Genomic DNA, 24,077 nt, shown 5'->3' with positions numbered 1-24,077 from the left:
GCGGCATCCCGGACGCGGCCTGTGCCTCGCCCGGGCCGGCGGGCGTGACGTCCGCGTGTCCGGCGTCGCCGTCCGCGTCGGCCTCGGCGACGGCCCAGGCCAGGGAGAGGCCGCGGGCGGCCAGTGCGGCACGCAGCGGCGGCAGGTCGTCCAGGACCTGCCGCCGTGTGAGTTCCGCGGTCACACCCGGAGCAGCTTCTTGACGATCTTTCCGGCTGGATTGCGCGGCACCTGCTCGATGAACTCGATCCGCGCCGGGCGCTTGTACGGCGCCAGCCGCTCGGCCAGGTGGCGCTGCAGTTCGGCGCGACCGGTGCCCGCCTCGGCGACCACGTAGGCCAGCGGCACCTCGCCGTAGTCGGCGTCGGGCACGCCGACCACGGCCGTGTCCCGCACCGCCGGGTGCTGCAGCAGCGCCCGTTCGATCTCGGACGGGTAGACGTTCTGCCCGGCCCGCAGGATGAGGTCCTTGGTGCGGTCGACCAGGTGGATGCGGCCGGCCCGGTCGATCCGGCCGAGGTCGCCGGTGCGGATCCAGCCGTCCGCCGTGGTGATCTCGGCGGTGGCGTCCGGGTTGTGCAGGTAGCCGTGCATGACGCCCGGCCCGCGGACCACGATCTCGCCGATCGCCTCCGGCGCCACCTGCTGCCCGTCGGCGCCGATCGCACGCACGGACATGCCGGGGACGACCCGGCCGGCGGGCACGATCTCGCCCACCGCGTCCGGGGCCGGGTGCTCCTCCGGGCCGAGGGTGACGAACGGGCCGCCGACCTCGGTCATGCCGTAGACCTGCCGGAACCCGCAGCCCAGCCGCTCGGCGGCCGCCACGTACACCTCGGGGGGCATCGGCGCGGCGCCGTACATCACCTCGCGCAGGGTTCCGAGCTCGGTGCGTTCCAGGGCCTTGGCCTGCAGCATGAAGCGCAGCATCTGCGGGACCAGCCAGATGTGCGTGGCGCGGTGGGTCTCGACCGCGGCCAGCGCGCGCTGCGGGTTGAAGCCGGGCATCAGCACGGCGGTGGCCCCGGCGGCCAGGTAGGTCAGCGTGACCACCATGCTGCCGTGGTAGAGCGGGCAGCAGTTGACCAGCACCATGTCGTCGGCCGGCCTGCTGACGGCCAGCCAGCCGAGCGCGATGGCCCGGAACGACCGCTGGTCGACCACGACGCCCTTGGCCCGCCCGGTGGTGGCCGAGGTGTGCAGGATCGCGACGGGGTCGGTGTCCGCGACCTCCGGCAGCTCGAACTGCGTTGCTTGCTCACCGAGTTCCGCGAAGGCCGGCTCGTCCAGGGCGATCCGCCGCGACACCGGGAGGTCCGCGAAGCGCTCCAGCAGCGCCGTCTCGCCGATCAGGGCGGTCGGCTCGACCCGCTCCACGATCTCGGTGACCTCGGACACCGTGAGACTGTGGTTGAGCGGCACGAACAGCGCGCCGAGCCGGGCCAGCGCGAAGTAGGTCTCAAGGACCTCGACGCGGTCCAGCGAGAGCACCACCACCCGGTCGCCGGGGGCGATGCCGAGAGCCGCCAGCCCGTGGGCGAGGCGGACGGTGCGCTCGTGGAACTGGGACCAGGTGACCGAGCGGCGCTCGTCCACCAGCGCCACCCGGTCGGGGAAGCACTGCCGGTTGCGTTCCGTCAGCTGGCTGAGCCACATCACGCGCCGCCGGACTGCTGGGCGGCGCTCCGCTCCTCGACGAAGCGCTCGTAGTCGCCGATCGTGGCGAGCTTCTCCATGTCCTCGGCGGTGACCTCCACGCCGGTGCGCTGCTCGATGAGCAGGACCAGACGCACCAGGTCCCCGCTGTCGATGCCGCTGGCCGCGAGGTCGACGTCGTCACCGATCCCGTCGGTGTACTCCGAGGTGCCGGTCAGTTCCACCAGCATCGACCTGATCAGGCTCATGGTTTCCCTTTCACTGTGCGCTCGTTCGCTTCATGCGGTTATCGCTTCATGCGCGTGTTCACTTCATGCGCGTGTTCACTTCATGCGCGTGTTCACTTCACGCGCGTGTTCACTTCGCCGTGGGCCGGCCGCCGCGCCCGTCCGCCGCGCCGCTCGTCGGTCGTCGAGCGGCCGCCGCGGGCGGTGGCTCCTGGCACTGCCCTCACCTCTGGAAGGAGGGACGCCGTGGGTCCGGCACTCCCCGCCCCGTGCGTGACCTTCATCACGCCCGCGGATCCGCGGCGCCGGGGATAGCCCGCGCCGATCGGCGCCTCTTTCTGTTTCGGAGGCGCCGGTCACGACGAGGCGGCGCCCGGACCGGCAGGGGAGCTGAAGGAGTGGCCAACATGACCGGCGGGCATCAGTCGGCGCGGCACGCGCCGGCCACCGGGCAGGGCGAGCAGGGCGGGCAACTGCGCCAGGAAGACGGGGAGTTGCTCGCGCAGTTCGAGGCGCTGGTGGCGGCCGGCGAGACCGTCGAGCCCCGCGACTGGCTGCCCGACGGCTACCGGCGGATGCTGATCCGGCAGATCGCCCAGCACGCACACTCGGAGATCATCGGCATGCAGCCGGAGGGCGCCTGGCTGACCCGCGCGCCGACCCTGCACCGCAAGGCCGCCCTGCTGGCCAAGGTGCAGGACGAGGCCGGGCACGGCCTGTACCTGTACTCGGCGGCGGAGACCCTGGGCGTGGACCGCGCCGACCTGCTGGACGCGCTGCACCGCGGCCAGCAGCACTACGCGGCGACCTTCGACCACCCGGCGCTGACCTGGGCCGACACCGGCGCCATCGCCTGGCTCACGGACGGCGCCGCAGTGGTCAACCAGGCACCGCTGACCCGGACGTCCTACGGCCCCTACGCGCGGGCGATGCGGCGGGTCTGCCAGGAGGAGGCGTTCCACGTGCGGCAGGGCTACGACCAGTTGCTGGCGCTGAGCCGGGGCACGCCGGAGCAGCACCGGATGGCCCAGGACGCGGTGAACCGCTGGTGGCTGCCCGCGGTCGCGTTGATGTTCGGCCCACCGGACACCGAGGCGGGCGGCGCGGGCGCGGCGGTCGGTTCGGCGGTCTCCCGGCGGGCGATCGCCTGGGGCATCAAGCAGCACACCAACGACGAACTGCGCCAGCGCTTCGTGGACCTGGTCGTGCCGCAGGCCGCGAGCCTGGGCCTGGCCCTGCCGGACCCGGCGATCCGCTGGAACCCCGAGCGCGGCCACCACGACTTCGGCCCGGTCGACTGGCCCTGCTACCGGCGGGCGCTGGCGGAGGGCACCCACTGGGCGCGGCGGCGCCTCGCGCACCGGGAGGCCGCCCACCGGGACGGCGCCTGGGTGCGGGAGGCCGCCGAGGCGTACGCGGGCCGCGGCAGCGGCGAGGAGACGGCGGAGGTGGCGGCATGACCAGCGGGAACGGCGGCCCGTCGGCGTCCTGGGAGGTGTTCCTGCGCGCAAGCCGCGGACTGGCCCACCAGCACGTCGGCTCGGTCCGCGCGGCGGACCACCAGCTGGCCCTGGCCACCGCACGCGACCTGTTCGCCCGCCGCGGCGAACCGCAGTCCCTCTGGGTGGTCCGCTCGGACCAGGTGCACGCGGTCTCGCCGCAGGAGAAGGACCCGTACTTCGCCGGCGCGGCGGACAAGCCGTACCGCTACCCCGGCCACTACGCGCCGCTGGGCGGTCCCGAGGCGTCCGAGCCGTCCGAGCAGCCGTCCGAGGCGTCCAAGTCGCCCGAGCCGTCCAGGTCCACGGAGGGAACGAGCCATGACCGCTGACACGACGGCCGGTACCGCCGCCGCGGCGACGGTGGCGCAGGAGCACGACCTGGCCCGCTGCGCGCTCGGTCTCGGCGACGACGCCCTGATCCTGGCCCAGCGGCTGTGCGCGTGGATCACCCGGGCGCCGAGCATCGAGGAGGACCTGGCGCTGTCCAACATCGCACTGGACCTGCTCGGCCACGCCCGGATCCTGCTGACCACGAGCGGCCGACTGGACGGCACCGGCCGCAGCGAGGACGACCTGGCGTACCTGCGCGACGGACGCGAGTTCCGCAACACGCTGCTCACCGAGCTTCCGGGCGGCGACTTCGCCGTCACGGTGGCCCGCCAGCTGCTCTACACGCACTACGCGCGGTTGTACTACGCCGAGTTGGCGGGCTGCGCCGTCCCGGAGCTGGCCGCCTTCGCCGGGCGCGCCGCGACGGAGGTGGGCTACCACCGGGCGCACGCCGACGGCTGGACGGTCCGGCTGGGCCTGGGCACGGCCGAGAGCCGCCGCCGGATGCAACACGGCCTGGAACTGATGTGGCCGTACGCCGCCGAGTTGTTCGAGGCGGACGAGGCGGTGGCGCGGCTGGACGCGGCTGGCCTGGTCCCCGCCCCGGACAAGGTGCGCGAGCGCTGGCAGCGCGAGGTGACCGAGGTGGCGGCCCGGGCGGGCCTGCGCGTGCCCGAGCCGTCCTGGTCGGCCGGCGGCGGCCGGGACGGGCGCCACTCGGAGGAGTTCGGGCTGTTGCTGGCCGAGCTCCAGTCGGTCCACCGCCAGTACCCGGGAGGTACCTGGTGAGCGGCCCGGGACCGGTCCGGCCGGGCTCCGCGGCCGCCGGGTCACCGCTGTCGCGGCCGCCCGAACGGCGACTGCCCGGACCGCGACCGGCCGAACGGCGCCCAACCGACCAGCGACCGACCGACCAGCGACCGGCCGAACACCGGTCGGCCGCACTGCAACTGGCCGAACTGCGCTCCGCCGTCGAGGAGTTACCAGATCCCGAGCTGCCCGTGGTGACCCTCGGCGACCTGGGCATCGTGCACGTGGTCCGGATCGGCGCGGACGGCACGCCGGAGGTGGAGCTCACCCCGACCTTCCTGGGCTGCCCGGCGATGGAGGTCATCGAGCAGGCGGTGCGCGACGTGCTCGCCGAGGCCGGCCACCCGGCGGGCCGGGTGCACCGGGTGCTGGTCCCGGCCTGGAGCACCGACCGGATCAGCGAGCGGGGCCGGCGCCGGCTCGCCGAGCACGGGATCGCCCCGCCGGGGCGCCCGGCCGGGGCCGAGGCCCAGGTGGTGACGGTGGCGCTCGGGCCGCCCTGCCCGCACTGCGGCTCGCAGGCCACCCGGCCGCTGAGCCCGTTCGGGGCCACCCGCTGCCAGGCGATCCTGCTGTGCACGGCCTGCCGCGAGACGTTCGCACAGTTCAGGACGGGGTGAGGCGAGGTGCTGAGCACGATCGACGAAACCAACCGGCCCGCCGGGCCGCAGGGTTGGCACGCACTGACGGTGAGCGGGCTGGACCACCTCACCGACGACACCGTGGCGGTCACCCTCGCGGTGCCGGACCGGCTGGCCGAGGCCCTCTCCCACCGCGCCGGGCAGCACGTGGTGGTCCGCCACCGGCAGGGCGAACGCGAACTGCGGCGCTGCTACTCGGTCTGCCCGCCGCCGTTCGACCCCGGCCGGCTGCGGCTGATCGTCAAGCGGGCGAGTCCGGACGGCTTCGGGGCGTACGCGACGACCCGGCTCGCGGTGGGAGACCGACTGCGGGTCTCCCCGCCGGCCGGCACCTTCCAGCTGGCCGCCGCACCGGTCACGCACCACGTGCTGCTGGCCGGCGGCACCGGCATCGCCCCGCTGCTGGCGATGGCCGCGGCCGCGCTGCGCGACGACCCACACTGCCGCGTCTCACTGCTGTACGCCGCCCGCGGCGCCGGCTCGCTGTTGCTGGCCGACGAGCTGGCCGACCTGAAGGACGCGTACCTGGGCCGGTTCACCCTGCTCCAGGTCTTCTCCCGGGAGCGCCGGGAGGCGGACCTGCTCTCCGGCCGGCTCGACGGCGCCCGGCTGCGGCGCCTGCTGTCCGCGCCGGGCACCGAGTTCGACGCGGCCACCGCCTTCTACCTGTGCGGGCCGTGGGGCCTGGTGACGCTGGCCCGGACCGCGCTCGCCGAGGCCGGCGCGGCCGAGCGGCAGATCCGCCTGGAGCTCTTCTCGCCCGAGGGGACGCCCGCCGCGGTTCCGGTGCCGCCGGCCGGCCGCAGCGTCCAGGTCACCGCGCGGCTCGGCGGCCACACCGCCGGCGCCCGGATGCTTCCCGGCGACCGCACGCTGCTGGACGCGGTCCTGCGGGTCCGGCCGGACGCACCGTACTCCTGCCGGGTCGGGCTGTGCGGCAGCTGCCGCGCCCGGGTGGTCTCCGGCTCGGCGCTGCTGGACAGCCAGTACGCGCTCGACCCGGCCGAGGTGGCGGCCGGCTACACGCTCACCTGCCGCGCCCGTCCGCAGACGGATGCGGTCGAACTCGACTTCGACGCCTGAGACCTCGGGCGTCCCGACCGCCGGCCCCGGTAGGGCCGGCGCAGAGAGGAACCATTCATGACGTCGACCAGACTCGCCGACCGGACCGCGCTGGTGACCGGTGGCAGCCGCGGAATCGGCCGGGCGATCTCGCTGCGGCTGGCCGCCGAGGGCGCGCTGGTGGCCGTGCACTACGGCCACGACGAGCAGGCCGCACAGGACACCGTCAAGGAGATCGAGGCGGGCGGCGGCCGGGCCTTCGCTGTGCGCGCCGAGCTCGGCGTGCCGGGCGACGCCGAGGCCGTCTGGGACGGCTTCGACCGGGGTCTGGCGGCGCTCGGCGCGCCGGCCGGTGTGGACATCGTGGTGAACAACGCGGGCATCACGCTGCCCAAGCCCATCGCGGACGTCACCGAGGAGGACTACGACCGGGTCTTCGCCGTCAACACCCGCGCACCGTTCTTCATCCTCCAGCGCGCGCTGCCCCGGCTGCGCGACGGCGGCCGCATCGTCACCATCTCCTCGGGCGCCGTCCGGATCGCCTACCCCGCGATCGCCGCCTACACGATGACCAAGGGCGCGCTGGACGTCCTCACCCCCGCCCTGGCCCTGCAGTTGGGCCCGCGCGGCATCACCGTCAACACCGTCGCGCCCGGCTTCACCGAGACGGCGATCAATCCGACCCTCGCCGACCCGCGGATCCGCAGCGCCCTCGCCGCGCACTCGGTCTTCGACCGGCTCGGAACACCCGCCGACATCGCCGACGTGGTGGCCTTCCTGTCCGGCGACGACGCCCGCTGGATCACCGGGCAGTGGATCGACGCGACCGGCGGCGTCCACCTCGGCCTCTGACACCCTGGAGCCCCAACAGATGATCAACCAAACGCCCGTCCCCGAGGACGCCGCCGAGCTGGCCGTCTTCGCAGGCACCTCGCCGTACGAGGACTACGTGCACGCCTCGGTGCTCGGCTCGCTCCAGCAGCCGCTCACCGACGCGCCCGACGAGATGGGTTTCCTGGTCACCACCCAGGTGATGGAGCTGTGGTTCAAGCTGATCGTGCACGAGTGGCGCGCGGCCTGCGACGCGTTCGCCAAGCAGGACCTGCCGGCGGCGCTGGACGCGCTGGAGCGCAGCCGCCGTGCCCACCTGTCGCTCAACGCCGCCTGGACTCCGCTGGCCGCACTGACGCCGGTGCGCTTCAACGGCTTCCGGGCCGCCTTCGGCCAGGCCTCGGGCGCCCAGTCCGTCCGGTACCGGATGATGGAGTTCCTGCTCGGCGAGAAGTCCGGAGCGGTCCTGGACGCCCACCGCGGCGACCCGGTGGAGCACGCCGAGCTGGCCGAGCACCTGCACGCCCCCGCGCTCTGGGACGAGGTGCTGCACTTCCTGCACTCCCAGGGCCACGAGGTGCCGCAGGCCGTGCTCCAACGGGACGTCACCCAGGCCTACGAACCGGACGAGGGCGTCGTCGACGTGTGGCGGCGGATCTACCGCGGACCGCAGCACGATCCGCTCCTTCGGCTGGCCGAACTGCTCACCGACATAGCCGAGTTGGTGCAACGCTGGCGCACCGACCACCTGCTGGTGGTGCGGCGCGCGATGGGCGCCAGGCCGGGCAGCGCCGGCACCTCCGGGCTGGACTGGCTGGACCGCCGCGCGCGGCGCCAGGTCTTCCCCGAGCTGTGGACGGTGCGCAGCGATGTCTGACCCGATGTCCGACCCGATGTCCGACGCGATGTCCGACGCGATGTCCGACGCGACCACCACGCCGACCACCGGCTCGACGACGACCACCACCACGGCCACCGGCTCGACGACGACCGGCAGGACGATCTCCGCCTTCGCCGCCGAGGAGGAGCGCCGGGTGCTCGGCCTCAGGCCGGTGCTGGCCCCGGTCCACGGCCGCTACGGCGACCACCCGCACCAGGTCTACGACCTGTGGCCGGCCGAGGGCGGCCGCGACGACGCGCCCCTGGTGATCCTGCTGCACGGCGGCTACTGGCGCTACGACCGGATGCACCTGACGCCGTTCGCCGCCTACCTGGCGGGGCAGGGGCTGACCACCGTGCTGCCGGGCTTCCGCCGCTCGGGCGGCGCCGGCGGCTACCCCGAGACCTTCGACGACATCGCGCGGATCGTGGACACCCTCCCGGCCGGGCGGCCGTACATCCTCGCCGGGCACTGCTCGGGCGGGCACCTGGCGCTGTGGGCCGGGGCCCGCGCCCTGCTGCCGGCCGACTCCCCCTGGCACAGCGCCGAGCCGCCCACCGCGATCCTCGCCCTGGCCCCGCTCACCGACCTCCAGGCCACCATCCGTGACCGGCTCAGCGAGGACGCGGCCCTGCAACTGCTCGGCGGCCCGGAGGCCGCACCCGAACGGCTGCCGCTGGTGGACCCGGTCACCCTGCTGCGCGGGCCGGGCACCACCGGGGTGCGTACGGTCCTGCTGCACGGGGCGGTCGACGAGGAGGTGCCGCCGGGTCAGTTCACCGACTACGCCGCCGTCCACCGGGACCTGGAGGTCGTGGTGCTGCCGGACACCGGCCACTACACCCTGATCGAGCCCGGCGCGCCGGGTGCCCGCGCGGTCGCGGAGCAACTGAACCGACTGGCAGCGGAGTTCGGCCCCGGGCAGGCCGTCGGGAGCGCGGGGAGCACGACGTGAGCAGCACCGCCGAACGCCTCGTCGAACGACCTGCCGAAGGCCTCGCCGACCGGGCCGCCGCACTGGATGCCGCCGACCCGCTGTCCGGCCTGCGCGAGCGCTTCCTGCTCCCGCCGGGCATCGTCTACCTGGACGGCAACTCGCTCGGCGCACTTCCCGCGGCCGTCCCGCCGGTGCTGGCGGACGTGGTGCACCGGCAGTGGGGCACCGGTCTGATCCGCTCCTGGAACGACCACGCCTGGTGGCAGGCCCCGCTGCGGGTCGGCGACGCGGTCGGACGGCTGATCGGCGCGGCCCCGGGGCAGGTGGTGGTCGGCGACTCCACCAGCGTGCAGTTGTTCAACGCGTTGAGCGCGGCGGTCCGGCTCCGCCCCGGCCGGCCGCTGCTGGTCGTCGACCGGGACCACTTCCCCACCGACCGGTACCTCGCCGCCTCCGTCGCCCGGCTCCACGGCCTCCGGCTCCGTGCGGTGCCGGCCGACGCGCTGGCGGAGCTGCTGTCCCGGGAGGGCGAGCAGGTGGCCGCCGTGCTCGGCGCGCCGGTGGACTACCGCACCGGCGCGCTGACCGACCCGGCGCCCGTCACCCGGGCCGCCCACGACGCGGGCGCGCTGACGGTGTGGGACCTGTGCCACGCCGCCGGGGCGCTGCCCCTCGACCTGGACGCGCTCGGCGCCGACCTGGCCGTGGGCTGCGGCTACAAGTACCTGTGCGGCGGCCCCGGCGCCCCGGCCTTCCTCTATGTGGCCCACCGCCACCAGGCCGGCTTCGACCACCCGCTGACCGGCTGGAACGGCCACGCCGACCCGTTCGACCCCAGCGAGGAGTACCGTCCCGCCGACGGCATCGCCCGCGCGCGGATCGGCACCCCGCCGATGCTCTCCCTGCTCGCGCTGGAAGCCGCCCTCACCGTCTTCGACGGCGTCGACCCGGCCCGGCTGCGCGCCAAGAGCCTCTCGCTGACCGGCTTCCTGCTCGACTGCGCCGACGACCTGCTCGCCCCGCTGGGTTTCACCCCCGCCACTCCGCGCGAACCGGACCGGCGCGGCAGCCAGGTCGCCCTGCGCCACCCCGAGGCCTACGCCCTGGTCCAGGCCCTGGCCGCCCGCGGGGTGATCGGCGACATGCGCGCCCCCGACCTGCTCCGCTTCGGCGTCAACGCCCTCTACGTGTCCCACGCCGACGTGCTGCACGCCATGACCACCCTGCAGGAGATCGCCGCTGGGCGCGCGCACCGGCCGCACCTGGCCGAGCGGCGGGCGGTGGTGACCTGAGGCGCGGCCGGTGGACCGAACGGCCGTCCCGGCCTGCGCCGAGCGGCCGGTCGGCGCGGGATCGGTGCGCGGGCGACCAGGGTCACGGCTGAAGGAGGCTTCACCGTCGCGCGGGTCACCACGGCGAGGAGGTGGTGGCTCGCCACGACGACAAGGTCGTGGGTCGCCACGGTGAGAAGGTCGGAGGAGCCGGCCACGGGGCCGACGCCCCGGCCGATGACGAGCACGGGCACGGGCACCGCGGCGGCACCGGTGTCCTCAGGGTCCAGGTGGCCGCTGTCGCCGGGCCGCGGATGTGCCGGGTCGTGGGCGGTGGCGTCGGGATCGGCCGTCCGTCGCGTGCCGCCCACCCGACGGACGTGACAGCGGGGCCGGGCGTCCGGACGGTCCGGGCAAGCCCGTGGCCGTTCGTGGTCAGGCAGGTCACAGTGTTCATGCCACCCTCCGCATGCCTCGACGGTGGTGCCGGTCGCGGGCCTGGACGGCCGCGGGGTGCCGGGGGATCCGGCCGACGCCTCGGCGCGACGCTCGCCCCGGTGGCCGACCGGTCGTCCTGCCAATCACGCTAGCGGCCGCGCAGGGACGGACGGTGGTACCCGGGACGGAACCTCGCGGTGGGGGCGGCACCTCGGTACTACGCCGGACGGGGACGGCCGCACCGCCGCAGTGCCGCAGTGCCGCACTGCCGCACCGCCGCACCGCCGCACTGCCGCACTGCCGCACCGTCACGGTCCGGAGGCGGCGGGATTCCGCGGCCGTTGCGGTGCCGGATCAGAGCGCGCTGCTGCTCGCAGGGTGCCGGCTCGCGAGCGGTGCGGGACGTGGACCCGCGAGGGACAGGACGTGGTCGGCGTGGCCGGCGACCAGGGGAAGGTCGTGGCTGACGAGGACCACCGCCAGGCCTCGGCCGGTGCGCAGCTCGCCGAGGAGGTCCATGAGTGCCGAGGCGGTGTCGGCGTCGAGGGCGGAGGTGACCTCGTCGCAGAGCAGGACGTCGGGTTCGGCGGCCAGCGCGCGGGCGAGGGAGACGCGCTGGCGTTGTCCGCCGGACAGCTCGTGGGGGTGGCGGTCCGCGTAGTGCGAGGGCAGGCCGACGGCGGCGAGCAGTTCGGCGACGCGCTCCCCGCACCGGGCGGTGGGGAGGCCGAAGTGCAGCTTCAGTGGCCGGGTGAGGGTGGCGCCGATGGTGTGGGCGGGGTTGAGGGCGCCGAGGGGGTTCTGCGGGACGAGCTGGATGCGGCGGCGCTGGTCGCGGGCGCGCCGTCGGTGGGAGGCCGCCAGCGGGCGGTCGTGGAGCGTCATGGTGCCGGTGTCGGGCGCGTGGAGTCCGGCGAGGGTGCGGACCAGGGTGGTTTTGCCGCAGCCCGACGGGCCGACCACTCCGGTGAGGGTGCCGGGGGTCAGGTCGAGGTCGAGGTCCGCGAGGACGGTGCGGCGGGTGCGGCCGCTGCCCGTGTGGGCGCCGAGCGACCGCACGCTCAGCACGGGGCGTTCGGCCTTGGTGCGCCGCCTCCCGGGCTCGGCGGGCGCGAGCGCAGGGGCGGGTGACGGGCCGGCCGGGGCGGGTGACGGGGCCTGTGCGGGCCACAGGGCGAGGGCCTCGTCGGCGCAGCGGGCGACGAAGGCGGGGTCGTGGCTGGTGAAGGCGATGGCGATGTCGTCGCGGTCGGCGACGGCCCGCAGCAGGTCGGCGATGTCGTCGCGCAGGTCGGCGTCGAGGCCGGCGGTGGGCTCGTCGAGCAGGAGGATCCCGGGCCGTCGGGCGAGGGCGCGGGCGAGGGCGACCCGCCGCTGCTGACCGCCGGAGAGGCCTGCGGGGCGGCGGCGCCGGAGATGGTCGTCGGCCGGTAGGCGGACGGCCCGCAACAGGTCGGGCACGGTGGTCCCGCGCCGGACGGCGGCGGTCTCGGTGATGAGGCGGTCCACGCGCATCCGCGGGTTGAGGCCGGAGCCGGGGTCCTGGCCGACGAAGGCGAGCCGGTGGCGGCGGAGGCGGCGGACTTCCTCGGGCGGGAGGGCGAGGATGTCGTGGCCGAGGACGTCGACGGTGCCGGCGGTGACGCGGGCGCCGGGTGGGAGGGCCCCGGCGAGGGCGCGCAGCAGGGTGGTCTTGCCGGCGCCGGAGGGACCGGTGATGGCGTGGACGCGGCCAGGGGTGAGGGTGAGGCCGGCGTCGGTGAGCAGGGGCGTGTCCCCGAGGGCGATGGACAGGCCGGCGGCACGGGCGGCGGGGGCGGTGGTGCTCACAGCGGGGTCTCCGGGGTGGGCCGGGCGGGGGCGAGGGCTTCGGCGGCGAGGTTGACGCTGATGGCGAGCAGGCCGATGGCCAGGCACGGTGCGCCGACGGCCCAGGGGTTGAGGGTGATGCCCGCGGCGTTCTCGCGGATCATCAGGGCCCAGTCGGCTTCCGGGGGTTGGGGGCCGAGCTGGAGGAAGGCGGCGACGGAGACGATGTAGACGCCCTCGACGAAGCGCAGGCCGAACAGGGCGAGGAGGGTGGAGCGCAGGTTGGGCAGGACCTCACGGACCGTGAGGTGCCACAGGCGCTCGCCGCCCGCGGCTGCGGCCTCGACGTAGCCGGTGGCGGCGACGGGGGCGGCTGCGGCGGCGACGATCCGTACGGCGTAGGGGATGCCCAGGAGGATGGCGGCGGCTGCGACGGCCAGGCGTCCGCCGCCGGGCCAGGCCAGGGCGATGAGCATGATGGCGAGGACGGAGGGCAGGAGGATCGTCAGGTCGGCGGCGCGTTCGATCCACCGGCCGATGGCGGGGCGCAGGGCGGCGAGGATGCCGAGGGCGGTGGCGGCCGCGGTGACGACGAGGGCGATGGCCAGGGCGGTGGCGATCAGGGGTGCGCCGCCACTCAGGAGGCGGCTGAGGACGTCACGGCCGAGCTGGTCACCGCCGAGTGCGGCGCCGTCGCCGGGTTCGGCGTAGGGGAAGGTGACGGGCGTGTCGACGGGGTGGGGAGCGAGGAGGGGGCCGGCCAGGGCGAGGACGACCAGGAGCAGTGCGGGAGCGGCGCGGACGAGCACGCGTCCCGTGCGGCGGGTGGCGGGCGGGGCGGCCGCTGCCGTCGGGGCGTCGGCGGTCATCGGCGCTCCTCTCCGAGGGTGGTGGTGCGGACGAGGTCGGCGAGCAGCAGGAGCAGGCTGATGGCGGCGCCGGCCGCGGCCACGACTCCGGCGACGAGCGTGGTGTCGCGGTCGCTGATGGCCCCGGCCAGGAGGGCGCCGATGCCGGGGTAGTTGAAGAGGGTCTCGACGACGACGGTGCCGCCCAGGAGCATGCCGGCGGAGGTGGCGATGCCGACGGCGATGGCGGGCAGGGCGCCGGGGAGCATGTGGTGGCCGAGGACGCGCCGGCGCGGCAGGCCGTCGAGGACGGCGGCCTGGACGTGCGGCAGCGCGGCCTGGTCGGCGAGTGCGCCGCGCACGATGCGGGTGTTCCAGCCGATCTGGGGGATCGCGAGGGAGAGCAGGGGCAGGGCGAGCATGGTCCACGACTCGGGTCTGCCGTCGGGGCCGGTGAGGGTGACGGCGGGCAGCCAGCCGGTCCACTGGGACAGCAGGAGCAGGAGGGCAACGGAGACGACGAACTCCGGGAGCGCGAACGCGGCGGTGGAGACCGCGTCGATGGTGCGGTCGGCGCGTCCGCCCGGTCGCAGCGCGGCCCAACTGCCGAGCGCGAGCGCGCCGGTGGTGCTCAGGGCGAGGGCGAGGGTGCCGAGCAGCAGGGTGTTGGGGAACGGCCCGGCGAGGACGTCGGTGACGTGTTGGCCGCGTGCGGTGGTGCCGAGGTCGCCGGTGGGCAGGCCGGTCATCCAGTCCCAGAAGCGCTCGGCGACCGGGCGGTCGAGCCCCAGGGCGGTGCGGCGGGCGGCGAGGTCGGCGGCGGTGACGCCGCGGTCGGTGGTCGCGCCGGCGGCGTCGCCGGGGAGGAGCTCGACGGCGGCGAAGACGCCGGCGAGCAGGACGACGAGCATGGCCAGGCGCCGGGCCACCTGCCGGGCGGCCCGGCCCGCACCGGGGAGGATGCGGGCCGGGAGACTGTGCGAGCGGAGCGTGGTCAACGCGCCAGCCAGGTCTTTTCGAGCTGGACGCGGCCGTAGCCGGGGAGCTTGGGCAGGTCGCGCACGGCGGCGCCGACGAGGTCGATGCCGTCGGCCATGCCCCAGAGCAGGTAGCCGGACCTGGCGTACTCGATCTCCTGGAGCTGGTGCAGCAGTTTGCCGCGCCCGGCGGCGTCCGCGGTGGCCATGGCCGTGCGGTAGGCCTCGTCGAAGGCCTGGTCCTTGAAGGCGGCCTCGTTCTGGCCGGCGTCGGAGAGCATCGTCTTGGACGCGAAGAAGACGACCGAGTCGTTGGTGCCCCAGTACGTCGTGTAGAGCGGGGCCTTGAGCCAGGTGGCGTCCCAGAAGATCTTGGAGTCCTGCTTCACGACGTTGATCCTCACTCCGGCCTCGCGGGCCTGGGTGGCGAACAGGGTCGCGGACTCGGCCAGGCCGGAGATGTCCTCGGTGGTGATCAGGTCGTAGGTCTTGGAGGTGTCGAAGCCGGCGTCCGCGAGGAGCTGCTTGGCCTTCGCGAGGTCGCGGGTGCGCTGGGGGATGTCCTTGGCGAAGGCGGGGTCGCCGGTGCCGAGGATGTCGTTGCCGACGCTGCCGTAACCGGAGAGGACCTGCTTGACCATGGCGTCGCGGTCGACGGCGAGCTTGAGGGCCTCGCGGACGCGAGGGTCGGCGAAGGGGCCGTCGGCGGTGCGCATGACGATCGGCATCGCCATGTCGTTGGGGCGGCGCAGGATCCGGACGTCCTTGCGGGCCTCGGCGGTGCGGGCGGCGACGGCCCCGACGTTGGAGGCGACGTCGATCTGCCCGGCGAGCAGGGCGTTGGCCATGGCCTGGGGGCTCTCGAAGAGGCGGACCTCGACGGCGTCGAGGAGGACCTTGCCGCCGTACCAGGTGTCGTTGCGGACGAGGCGGGCGTTGCCGTCGCGGTACCAGTCGAGCTTGAACGGGCCGGTGCCGGGGGCGCCGGCGATCGCGTCGTCCTTGGTGTCCTTCTTGAGGACGAAGGTGGTCAGGCGGGTCAGCAGCGGCAGGTCCGCGTTGGGGTAGTCGGAGACCAGGACGACGGTCTTCGCGTCCTCGGCCCTGATGCCCTCGGGCTGGATGCCGGGCAGGCGGCTCCTGCCGGCCGGGGTGTTGCGCAGGCGCTGCAGCGACCAGACGACGTCGTCGGCCGTGACGGGTGTGCCGTCGTGGAACGTCGCGCCGTCGGCGATCGTGAAGCGCCAGGTCTTCAGGTCCTCCGAGGGCTTCCAGGAGGTGGCCAGACGCGGGACGGTGTTGGCGGTGGCCCCGGGAACGGCCAGCGTGTCGTAGAGCAGACTGATGATCAGGTAGTCGCTCTCGTTGGCCTGCGATCCGTGCGGGTCGCGGGTGATCGCCGAGGCCTTGCCGAGAGCGCCGACCTTCAGCGTCCCTCCGGCGCGGGGCTGTTCGTTCGCGGAGCCGGAGGTCGCGGCGTCCTTGGACCCGCTCGTGCCGCTGCTGCAGGCGGCGAGCGCACCGGCCGCCCCGACACCGGCACCGGCCCACAGCAGCTGTCGTCTGGTGACGCCCACGTTCGTTCCTCGATTCGGGTTGAGCTCGACTTACTTAGGTTTACCTACCCTAAGTTTGAGAGAGGCCGCAAGCCGCCCGACGGAGCGCACGCACTTTCAGGCCATGCGCCCCCGCCCCCCAAAGAGGCACTTGAGCTGGAAGGTTGACCCTGCGCGGCCCGCGCACCGCCAACCGGAACCGAGACTGCGTCAATGTAGACACCGGACCGTGGACGCCGACCAGGTAAGGGTTGCCTTACCTCGAAGTCGTTGTTACGTTTCCTGTCGTCCGGCCGTTCGAGCCGCCCCGGACCCCACGCCTCACGCGCTGCTCCCGCCTGCCGTCCCACACCGGCGCGGTGATGCCGCGTGCCCGCTCACCCTCCCCCTGCCCCCGGAAGGCCCTGCCGTGCCCACCTGCCCTGCCCCGGTACGCCGTCTCGACACCGCCGCCGCCGCGGAACTGACCGCCACCGCCGCCAAGTTGCTGGACTTCCACGGCTCCGCGACCAGCCCCCACCTGCTGGCCGACCTGCCCGTGATGTGCGCCCAGCTCGGCAACGGACTCCGGCACGCACTGCGCCCGGTGGACACCGCCGACGGCCTGTTCGTGCTGCGCGGCCTGCGCCCGGACGACGTCGAACTCGGCCCGACACCCGGCCACTGGTCGACCGTCGGCGACGCCGGCGCACGGTGGGACGTGGTGCTCCTGCTGGTCTCCGCGCTGATGGGCACCCCGATCGCCTGGGACGGCCAGCAGGACGGCCGGTTCGTGCACAACATCGTCCCCTCGCCCGGCCACGAGAGCGAGCAGACCGGCGCCTCCAGCTCCGTCCTGCTCACCCCGCACACCGAGGACGCCTTCCACCCCGGCCGCGCCCACCTCCTGCTGCTGTGCTGCATGCGCAACCACGACGGCATCGCCACCACCGCGGCCAGCGTGCGCCTGGCCGAACTCGCCGACGAGGACGTCGCCCGGCTGAAGCGTCCGGTCGCGCCGATCCTGCCCGACGACGCCTACGAGAAGGCCCGGAAGTTCCCCGGCCGCCCCGCACCGGTGCCCACCCTCTTCGATTCGCCCCAGGGCCTGACCATGCGTTACGACCCGGCCTACACCCCCCTGGAGGAAGCCGACCAGGCGTGGCGGGAGGCGTACGACCGCCTCGGACAGAAGCTGGCCCGCGTCTCGGTCGCGGTGAGCCTGCGGCCCGGCGACGTCCTGGTCGTCGACAACGACCTCGTCGTCCACGGCCGCGTTCCCTTCCGGGCCCGCTACGACGGCACCGACCGCTGGCTCAAGCGGGCCTCCGTGCGCGTCGAGGGCCGCCCCACCCGCCCGGTCGCCGAACACGACGAGCACGGCTACGGCCAGGCCGCCCTCACCGCCTGGGCCTCCTGACCGGCCCTCCCGCCTTCCAGACGCCGCCTCACCCCTCCGAAAGGGCACCCCACGTGGACCGGGACGACACCACCCTGCGCGTACTCTCCACCAGCGACCTCGCCGGCCTGGACATCACCCTGACCGACGTCGTCGACACCGTCGAACAGGCCTACCGCACCCTGGCCGCAGGCCGGTCCGACAACCCGCGCAAACTCACCGTCAAGCCCGCCGACGGGCACTCCGTCTCCTACGCCATGCTCGGCCGCGACGGCGCCCGCAACGTCGTCGCCGTCAAGACCTCCTACAAGCACGGCCTCGACAAGGGCCGCGACGAGCAGCACTACTACACGACGCTGACCGTCTACGACGACGTCACCGGACTGCCGGTCGCCATGATGGACTGCTCCCGCATCGGCTCGCTGCGCACCCCGGCCGTCTCCGCCCTGCTGGCCCGCGAGTGCGCCGCCCCCGACGCCTCCACGGCGCTGGTGATCGGCACCGGCACCCAGGGCCGCCTCGCGCTGCCGTTCCTGCTCACCACCCTGCCGAAGCTGGAGCGCCTGCTGCTGTCCGGCACCCACCCCGACGGCATCACCGCCGTCCGCCGGGAGCTGGAGCGCCACTTCCCCGGCCGCGAGCCGGAGTTGGTCACCGACCTCAAGCGAGCGGCGCGCGACGCGGACGTCGTCGTCGCCACCGCCGGCGGTCACACCCCCGCCGCCGTCGAGGCCGACTGGCTGAAGCCCGGCGCGACCGCGATCCTCGTCGGCCACGGCCTCGCCCCGTCCACCCTGCACCGCGCCGACCGGGTCATCGCCACCAGTGAGGCCCAGATGCGCGTCACCGGCACCGACATGGCCGACGCCGACGGCAACCTGCCCGCCGTCGACGTGGAACTGCCCGTCGTCATCTCCGGCGTCTCCAAGGCCCGAACCGCCCCCGACCAGCGGATCTTCGCCTACAACAGCGGCCTCGTGGTCACCGACATCGCGCTCGGCCACCGCTTCGCCCAGCTCGCCGCCGACCAGGGCCTCGGCACCGAGGTGGCCCTGTGGCGCTGACCCTGCCCGCCCACCCCGACCCGCTCGCCGAGCGCATCCACGCGAGCGGCCTGCTCCACGAACTCGCCCACGGCCTCGGCGGCGGGTTCCACTACCTGCTGCCGGAGCGGTTCGACGCCAACCTCGCCGCGTTCCGCACCGCCCTCACCGGAGCCGGGGTGAACGGCAAGGTGTACTTCGCGAAGAAGGCCAACAAGGCCGCCGCGTTCATCGAACGCTGCGCCGCCGCCGGCGCCGGAGTGGACGTGGCGAGCCCGGGCGAGCTGCGCGAGGCACTCGGCCACGGCGTGCGCGGCGAGGACCTCGTCGTCACCGGCCCCGCCAAGGCCGATCCCCTGCTGCGCGTCGCGGCCCTCCAGGGCGCGCTCGTCGCCGTCGACTCCCTCGACGAACTGGAGCGCGTCCTGCACCTGGACGTTCCCCGGCCCGTCCGCGTCCTGCTGCGCCGCTTCCCGCCCGCCCAGCCCAGGAGCCGCTTCGGCCTCGACGACCACCAGCTCGACGCCGCGCTGCTGCGCTGCGCCTCGGCGGGTGAGCGGGTCCGGATGGAGGGCTTCAGCTTCCACCTGTCCGGCTACGAGGTGCAGCCCCGTACCGACCTCGCCGGCGAGCTCGTCGAACTGTGCCGCAGAGCAAGGATCCTGGGACTGCCGGCCGACCGGATCAGCATCGGCGGCGGCTTCGCCGTCGACTACGTGCCCGCCGACGCCTGGGAGACGTTCCTCTCCGACCAGGGCCCCGACGACTACCACGCCCGCAAGGCCTTCACCGCGGGCGACTTCTACCCTTACCACTCGCCCGTCGCCGGCGCCGACGCCCTGCGCGCGGTCCTCGCCGCCCGTCCGGGCGGAGCCGGTGACCCGCTGGCCCGGCGGCTGCGCGAGGCGGGCGTGATGCTGCTGCTGGAGCCCGGACGCGCACTGCTCGACCGGGCCGGGTCCTCCGTCTTCCCCGTCCAGGGCGTCAAGGACCGTGCCGGGTACGGCATCCTGACCGTGGACGGCACCAGCCTGAGCCTGTCCGAGCAGTGGTTCACCAGCGAGTACCTGCCCGAGCCCCTGCTCCTTCCGCGGTCTCCCGGCGAGGACACGAAGGAGTTCCGGGCGTGCGTCGGCGGGTCCAGCTGCCTCGACTCCGACCTCCTGAGCTGGCGCAAGATCGCCTTCCCCGCCCGGCCCCGTCCCGGCGACCTCCTCGTCTACCCCAACACCGCCGGCTACCAGATGGACTCCAACGAGTCCCCCTTCCACGAGCTGCCGCTGCCGCCGAAGGTCGTCGTCGACCACCCGGACGGCGCGGGCCGGCCGCGCTGGCGCCTCGACCGCTGACACCCCGCACACCACGTCCGACGGAGCCTCACACCATGACCGACGCCCTGACCCGCCCCCCGGTGGTCAGCCGGATCTCCGACCTCATCGGCTGCACCCCGCTGTTCGAGCTGGCCCGCGCCGACAACGGCGCCCGCCTCCTGCTGAAGCTGGAGATGTTCAACCCCACCGGCAGCGCCAAGATCCGCATGGCCCGGCAGATGGTGCTCGACGCCAAGGAGCGCGGGCAGCTGCGCGCGGGCGGCCACATCATCGAGTCCACCTCCGGGAACACCGGACTCGGGCTCGCCGTGGTCGCCGCCGAGCGCGGCTACCGCTTCACCGCCGTCGTCGACCACCACGCCGCCGCCGACAAGCTGCGCGGCATGAGGGCGATGGGCACCGAACTCGTCTACGTCGACGCCGACGCCGACGGCGGGGAACTGCACACCGCCGCCCGCGAGGAACTCGCCGAGGAGATGGCCCTCGGCAGGGACAACACGTTCTTCACCGAGCAGCACAACAACCCCAGCAACGCGGTGGGTTACCACGCGGTCGGCCGGGAGATCGCCCAGGCCCTCGACAACCGGGTCGACGTGCTGATCGGCGCGGTCGGCACCGGCGGCGGCCTGTGCGGCACCGCCCGCGAGCTCAGGAAGCACGTGCCGGGCGTCGCGGTCGTCGGAGTCGAACCGAAGGGCTCCATCGCCTTCGGCCCGCCCGCCCACGACTACTACCAGTCCGGCACCGGCACCCCCGAGGGCGCCACCATCGGCCTGCTCGTCGACTACGACCTCATCGACGAGGGCGTCAAGGTCGGCGACGTCGAGGCCTTCGCCACCGCCCGCGTCGTCGCCCGCCGCACCGGTCTGCTCATCGGCGGCTCCGCCGGAGGCGTCGTCCACGACGCCCTGGCCCGCCTGACGACCCTGCCGCCGGACGCCGTCATGGTCGCGTTCATCAACGACGGCGGCGAGAAGTACATGGACACCGTCTTCAACGACGACTGGATGATCGCCCGCAACCTCATCGACGAGGCCGTCGAGGCCGACATCGACGAGTCCCTCTCCAAACTCCGCAGGCCCTGACCCCAAGAGACGTGACAACCGCCATGCAGCAGCTGACCACCCTGGCGCGCGACAGCCGCGCGCTCGCCGCCCTCGCCGTCCCGCTCGCCCTCACCCAGCTCGCCCAGGTCGCCCTCACCACCACCGACACCGTCATGATGGGTGTCCTGGGCACCGAGGCGCTGGCTGCCGGCGGCCTCGCCCTGGTGATCTTCAACCAGCTCCGCACCATGGGCGTCGGGCTGGTGACCTCCGTCGGCAACCAGGTGGCAGCCGCAGCAGCCCGCGCCGAGCGCGCGGCCGACGACGAGGCCGTCGCCGCCGCCGGCGGGGACGGCGACGAGGTACGCGGCCTGGTGCGTGCCGCGATGGCCGTCGCCACCCTCGCCGGCCTGGCCGGCGCCGCCCTGATGGTCCTCATCGGCCAGGCCGCCACCTGGCTCGGCCAGGACGCCACCATCGCCCACCGCGCCCAGGGCATGCTCGCCGCCCTCGCCCCCGGCCTCGTGCCCTGCCTCTGGTTCCAGGCCGTCCGCCAGTTCACCGTCGGCATGCGACGCCCCCAGGCCCTGCTGCGGATCACCCTCGCCTCCGTCGCCGTCAACGCCGCCCTCAACTGGGCCTTCATCCACGGCACCTGGGGCCTGCCGCGGCTCGGCCTCACCGGCATCGGCGTCGCCACCAGCAGCGTTCACCTGCTGTCCTTCCTCGCCCTCTACGCCTCCGCGCGCCGCGACCCGCAGCTGGCCCCGCTCCTGAGCCCGGACTTCTGGCGCGCCGACGCGGCGACCGTCCGCCGCCTGCTCGGCCTGGGCACCCCCATCGCGGCCACCTACGGCTCCGAGGCCGGGTTCTTCTCCGTCACCGCCCTGCTCGCCGGCAGCTTCGGGCCGGCGGCGCTCGCCGCGCACACCGCCGTCAACCAGCTCGTCTACATCGTCTTCCAGGTCGCCGTCGGCCTCTCCCACGCCGCCTCCATCAACGTCAGCCGCGAACTCGCCCTCGGCGCGTACGCCGCCGCCCGCCGCATCAGGAACACCGCGCTCGCCTGCGGCGCCGCGGTCACCACCCTGGTCGGCCTCGCGTACCTCACGCTCCCGGACCTCGTCCTGCGCCCCTACTTCGACGCGGACGCCGTTGCCGACCAGCAGGGCCTGCACATCGCCACCGGTCTGCTCTCCGTGGTCGCCGTCCTCCAGTTCTTCGACTGCGCCCAGAACATCGGCGTCGGACTGCTGCGCGGCCTCGACGACACCGGGAGCGGCTTCCGCATCACCCTCATCGGCTACTGGGCCGTCGGCCTGCCCGCCGCCTGGCTCCTCGCCTACCCCCTCGGCGGCGACACCCGCGGCCTGTGGCTCGGCCTGCTCGTCGGCCTGGCCACCACCGCCGTCCTCCTCCTGCGCCGCTACGGCCGTGCCCTCACCGCCAAGGACGCCGCGGCGCCCGCGAGCGTGGCCGCCGGAGCCTGACCGCCCGCCCACAGGCCCCACCGGGGGCGGGGAACCCGGACGGCCCCGCCCCCGGGCACACTCCGGACCCGTGGGCGACCGTGGTACCGCGGTACTACGGGCACGCCGATGATCGGCCCGCGGTACCACGGATCGCGCCGCCCCCGCCCCTAGCGTGGAACACGAGGGCGGCCGGGACGGCCCGGCCCCGGAGCACAGAGGTGAGCGATGATCGAGGCGCACCAGCTGACGAAGCGCTACGGCGAGAAGACCGCCGTGGACCGGCTGGACTTCACGGTCAGGCCGGGGACGGTGACGGGCTTCCTCGGGCCCAACGGAGCCGGCAAGTCCACCACCATGCGGATGATCGTCGGCCTCGACGCCCCCACCAGCGGGACGGTCCGGGTCAACGGCCGCCGCTACGCCGAGCACGCGGCACCGCTGCAGGAGGTCGGCGCGCTGCTGGAGGCCAAGTCGATCCACCCGGGCCGCTCCGCCTTCAACCACCTGATGGCCCAGGCCCACACCCACGGCATCCCGCGCCGCCGGGTCGAGGAGGTCATCGAGCTGACCGGCCTCGGCTCGGTGGCCCGCAAGCGTGCCGGGGCGTTCTCGCTCGGCATGGGCCAGCGCCTCGGCATCGCCTCGGCCCTGCTCGGCGACCCGGCCACCGTGATGCTGGACGAACCGGTCAACGGCCTCGACCCCGAGGGCGTCCTGTGGATCCGCAACCTCCTCACCTCGCTCGCCGCCGAGGGCCGCACCGTCTTCGTCTCCTCCCACCTGATGAGCGAGGTCGCGCTCGTCGCCGACCACCTGATCATCGTCGGAAGGGGCCGGCTGCTCGCCGACACCACCGTGCAGGAGCTGGTCCGCGAGGCCGGGGGAGACGCGGTGAAGGTCGTCAGCGCCGACTCGGTCCGGCTGCGCTCGGCCCTGGCCGGAGCAGGCGTGGAGATCACCGGCCGGGCCGGCTCGGAGGAACTCCTCGTCACCGGCCGCACGGCCCGCGAGATCGGCCTCACCGCCGCCGAGCACGGGATCGCCCTCTTCGAGCTCACCCCCCGGACGGTCTCCCTGGAGGAGGCGTTCATGGACCTGACCAGGGACGCCGTCGAGTACCACGGCACCACCACCGCCAAGGCCGCCGACACCGTCGGCACCGACACCCCGAGGAGCGTGGCATGAGCACCATCGCCCCGAGCCCGACGTCCACGAGCGCCGACCGCCGGGCCGAGCGCCACGCCTACAAGGTGACGGCGGGCCGCGTGCTGCGCTCCGAGTGGGCCAAGCTGTGGTCGCTGCGCTCCACCTGGATCACCCTCGGCCTGGCCCTGCTCTTCCTGGTGGCCTTCGGCCTGATCGCCGCGTTCCAGTTCAAGTCGCGGATGGCCTCGGGCCGCCCGATGGACCGGGACTTCGCCCAGGCGAGCACCCTGAGCCTGTCGCTGTTCGGCACCAACTTCGCCCAGCTGGCGCTCGGCGTCCTCGGCGTGCTGGTCGCCGCCGGCGAGTACTCGACCGGCATGATCCGCTCCACCCTCGCCGCCGTGCCGCGCCGCCTGCCCGTGCTGTGGTCCAAGGCCGCCGTGTTCGGCCTGATCGCGCTGGTGCTCGGCACCGCCGGGGTGTTCGCCGTCTTCCTCGCCGACAGCCACATCCTCTCCAGCACCCGCGCGGCGATGACCCTCTCCGACGCAGGCGTCGTGCGCGGCCTGCTGGGCGCCGGGCTCTACCTCGGCCTCGTCGGCGCGATCGGCGTCGCCCTCGGCGCACTCCTGCGCTCGGTGGCCGGCGGCATCGCCGTCCTGGTGGCCACCCTGATGCTGATCCCCGGGCTGACCGCGCTGCTGCCCACCTCGTGGCAGGACCACATCGGCCCCTACCTGCCCAGCCACGCGGGCGAGGCGATGTTCGCCCTCCACCACGACACCACCACCCTGTCCCCGACCGCCGGACTGATCGTCTTCCTCGGGTGGACCGTCCTCGCCCTGACCGGGGCCGCCGTGCGCCTGGTGCGCACCGACGCCTGAGG

22 protein-coding genes and 1 pseudogene are annotated in these 24,077 nt (G+C 74.3%); 16 read left to right on the top strand and 7 right to left on the bottom strand.

The features are described from left to right. The 3 genes from ACFC1F_RS13345 to ACFC1F_RS13335 form a co-directional block, all read right to left on the bottom strand. Positions 1-184 (bottom strand): hypothetical protein (locus tag ACFC1F_RS13345; RefSeq protein WP_376157884.1); only part of this gene is annotated, 184 nt, incomplete at its 3' end. Then, positions 181-1,656: a class I adenylate-forming enzyme family protein gene (locus ACFC1F_RS13340; RefSeq protein ID WP_376157889.1), complete on the bottom strand. Its 1,476-nt coding sequence runs from the start codon at positions 1,654-1,656 to the stop codon at positions 181-183. The genes ACFC1F_RS13340 and ACFC1F_RS13345, both read right to left, overlap by 4 nt. After that, positions 1,656-1,904: an acyl carrier protein gene (locus ACFC1F_RS13335; RefSeq protein WP_209412439.1), complete on the bottom strand. Its 249-nt coding sequence runs from the start codon at positions 1,902-1,904 to the stop codon at positions 1,656-1,658. The genes ACFC1F_RS13340 and ACFC1F_RS13335 overlap by 1 nt, the downstream gene beginning before the upstream one ends. A 386-nt stretch (positions 1,905-2,290) precedes the next feature. Here ACFC1F_RS13335 and paaA point away from each other — a divergent pair, with 386 nt between their 5' ends. From paaA to ACFC1F_RS13290, 9 genes and pseudogenes are all read left to right on the top strand, one after another. Beyond that, complete coding sequence (gene paaA / locus ACFC1F_RS13330; protein ID WP_376157881.1) at positions 2,291-3,343, top strand: 1,2-phenylacetyl-CoA epoxidase subunit PaaA; 1,053 nt, start codon at positions 2,291-2,293, stop codon at positions 3,341-3,343. Then, a pseudogene (paaB, locus tag ACFC1F_RS13325) lies at positions 3,340-3,615 on the top strand (1,2-phenylacetyl-CoA epoxidase subunit PaaB); the annotation flags it as partial. The gene paaA and the pseudogene paaB, both read left to right, overlap by 4 nt. A gap of 88 nt (positions 3,616-3,703) precedes the next feature. Beyond that, the gene (paaC, locus tag ACFC1F_RS13320) at positions 3,704-4,504 is read left to right on the top strand and encodes a 1,2-phenylacetyl-CoA epoxidase subunit PaaC (RefSeq protein WP_376157879.1); all 801 of its coding nucleotides are present in this window, start codon (positions 3,704-3,706) and stop codon (positions 4,502-4,504) included. Next, positions 4,501-5,145: a 1,2-phenylacetyl-CoA epoxidase subunit PaaD gene (gene paaD, locus ACFC1F_RS13315; RefSeq protein ID WP_376157876.1), complete on the top strand. Its 645-nt coding sequence runs from the start codon at positions 4,501-4,503 to the stop codon at positions 5,143-5,145. The genes paaC and paaD overlap by 4 nt, the downstream gene beginning before the upstream one ends. A gap of 6 nt (positions 5,146-5,151) precedes the next feature. Further along, on the top strand, positions 5,152-6,249 hold the full coding sequence (locus ACFC1F_RS13310; RefSeq protein WP_376157873.1) for a 2Fe-2S iron-sulfur cluster-binding protein: 1,098 nt from the start codon (positions 5,152-5,154) through the stop codon (positions 6,247-6,249). Between the two features lie 57 nt (positions 6,250-6,306). After that, the gene (locus tag ACFC1F_RS13305) at positions 6,307-7,080 is read left to right on the top strand and encodes an SDR family oxidoreductase (RefSeq protein ID WP_376157870.1); all 774 of its coding nucleotides are present in this window, start codon (positions 6,307-6,309) and stop codon (positions 7,078-7,080) included. A gap of 19 nt (positions 7,081-7,099) precedes the next feature. Then, the gene (locus ACFC1F_RS13300) at positions 7,100-7,936 is read left to right on the top strand and encodes a tryptophan 2,3-dioxygenase (protein ID WP_209412445.1); all 837 of its coding nucleotides are present in this window, start codon (positions 7,100-7,102) and stop codon (positions 7,934-7,936) included. After that, positions 7,929-8,894, top strand: a complete 966-nt coding sequence (locus ACFC1F_RS13295) for an alpha/beta hydrolase family protein (RefSeq protein ID WP_376157867.1) — start codon at positions 7,929-7,931, stop codon at positions 8,892-8,894. Before ACFC1F_RS13300 ends, ACFC1F_RS13295 begins: the two co-directional genes overlap by 8 nt. Next, entirely contained in the window at positions 8,891-10,168 is a 1,278-nt protein-coding gene (locus ACFC1F_RS13290) for a kynureninase (protein WP_376157864.1), read from the top strand. The genes ACFC1F_RS13295 and ACFC1F_RS13290 overlap by 4 nt, the downstream gene beginning before the upstream one ends. 771 nt (positions 10,169-10,939) lie before the next feature. On the opposite strand, the gene ACFC1F_RS13285 is transcribed toward ACFC1F_RS13290, so the two are convergent. From ACFC1F_RS13285 to ACFC1F_RS13270, 4 genes are read right to left on the bottom strand one after another with little or no spacing between them, the layout of a single operon-like run. After that, on the bottom strand, positions 10,940-12,415 hold the full coding sequence (locus ACFC1F_RS13285; RefSeq protein WP_376157861.1) for an ABC transporter ATP-binding protein: 1,476 nt from the start codon (positions 12,413-12,415) through the stop codon (positions 10,940-10,942). Continuing rightward, positions 12,412-13,263 carry an ABC transporter permease gene (locus tag ACFC1F_RS13280; protein WP_376157858.1) on the bottom strand — a complete coding sequence of 284 codons (852 nt, stop codon included), beginning with the start codon at positions 13,261-13,263 and terminating at the stop codon, positions 12,412-12,414. The genes ACFC1F_RS13285 and ACFC1F_RS13280 overlap by 4 nt, the downstream gene beginning before the upstream one ends. Continuing rightward, positions 13,260-14,240 (bottom strand): ABC transporter permease, encoded by a 981-nt coding sequence (locus ACFC1F_RS13275; RefSeq protein WP_376157856.1) that lies wholly within the window; start codon positions 14,238-14,240, stop codon positions 13,260-13,262. The genes ACFC1F_RS13280 and ACFC1F_RS13275 overlap by 4 nt, the downstream gene beginning before the upstream one ends. Beyond that, complete coding sequence (locus ACFC1F_RS13270; protein WP_376157853.1) at positions 14,237-15,796, bottom strand: ABC transporter substrate-binding protein; 1,560 nt, start codon at positions 15,794-15,796, stop codon at positions 14,237-14,239. Before ACFC1F_RS13270 ends, ACFC1F_RS13275 begins: the two co-directional genes overlap by 4 nt. A gap of 388 nt (positions 15,797-16,184) precedes the next feature. On the opposite strand from ACFC1F_RS13270, the gene ACFC1F_RS13265 reads away from it, so the two are divergent. The 7 genes from ACFC1F_RS13265 to ACFC1F_RS13235 all read left to right on the top strand — a co-directional run bounded on the left by ACFC1F_RS13265 (position 16,185) and on the right by ACFC1F_RS13235 (position 24,075). Continuing rightward, positions 16,185-17,174, top strand: coding sequence for a TauD/TfdA family dioxygenase (locus tag ACFC1F_RS13265; RefSeq protein ID WP_376157851.1), 990 nt, complete (start codon positions 16,185-16,187; stop codon positions 17,172-17,174). A 53-nt stretch (positions 17,175-17,227) separates the two neighbouring features. Next, the gene (locus ACFC1F_RS13260) at positions 17,228-18,217 is read left to right on the top strand and encodes an ornithine cyclodeaminase family protein (RefSeq protein ID WP_376157849.1); all 990 of its coding nucleotides are present in this window, start codon (positions 17,228-17,230) and stop codon (positions 18,215-18,217) included. Continuing rightward, positions 18,208-19,545, top strand: coding sequence for a Y4yA family PLP-dependent enzyme (locus ACFC1F_RS13255; protein ID WP_376157846.1), 1,338 nt, complete (start codon positions 18,208-18,210; stop codon positions 19,543-19,545). The genes ACFC1F_RS13260 and ACFC1F_RS13255 overlap by 10 nt, the downstream gene beginning before the upstream one ends. 35 nt (positions 19,546-19,580) lie before the next feature. After that, complete coding sequence (locus ACFC1F_RS13250) at positions 19,581-20,612, top strand: cysteine synthase family protein (protein WP_376157843.1); 1,032 nt, start codon at positions 19,581-19,583, stop codon at positions 20,610-20,612. 23 nt (positions 20,613-20,635) lie between these two features. Continuing rightward, complete coding sequence (locus ACFC1F_RS13245) at positions 20,636-22,063, top strand: MATE family efflux transporter (protein ID WP_376157886.1); 1,428 nt, start codon at positions 20,636-20,638, stop codon at positions 22,061-22,063. A gap of 207 nt (positions 22,064-22,270) precedes the next feature. After that, positions 22,271-23,230: an ABC transporter ATP-binding protein gene (locus ACFC1F_RS13240; RefSeq protein WP_209412452.1), complete on the top strand. Its 960-nt coding sequence runs from the start codon at positions 22,271-22,273 to the stop codon at positions 23,228-23,230. Beyond that, complete coding sequence (locus tag ACFC1F_RS13235) at positions 23,227-24,075, top strand: ABC transporter permease (RefSeq protein ID WP_209412453.1); 849 nt, start codon at positions 23,227-23,229, stop codon at positions 24,073-24,075. Before ACFC1F_RS13240 ends, ACFC1F_RS13235 begins: the two co-directional genes overlap by 4 nt. Positions 24,076-24,077: the final 2 nt, after the last annotated feature.

Origin of the sequence: Kitasatospora sp. NPDC056181, from assembly GCF_042266225.1 — a bacterium.
Lineage (GTDB): Bacteria > Actinomycetota > Actinomycetes > Streptomycetales > Streptomycetaceae > Kitasatospora.
The sequence above is the reverse complement of the archived record's forward strand: the minus strand, read 5'-3'. Positions and strand labels throughout refer to the sequence as shown.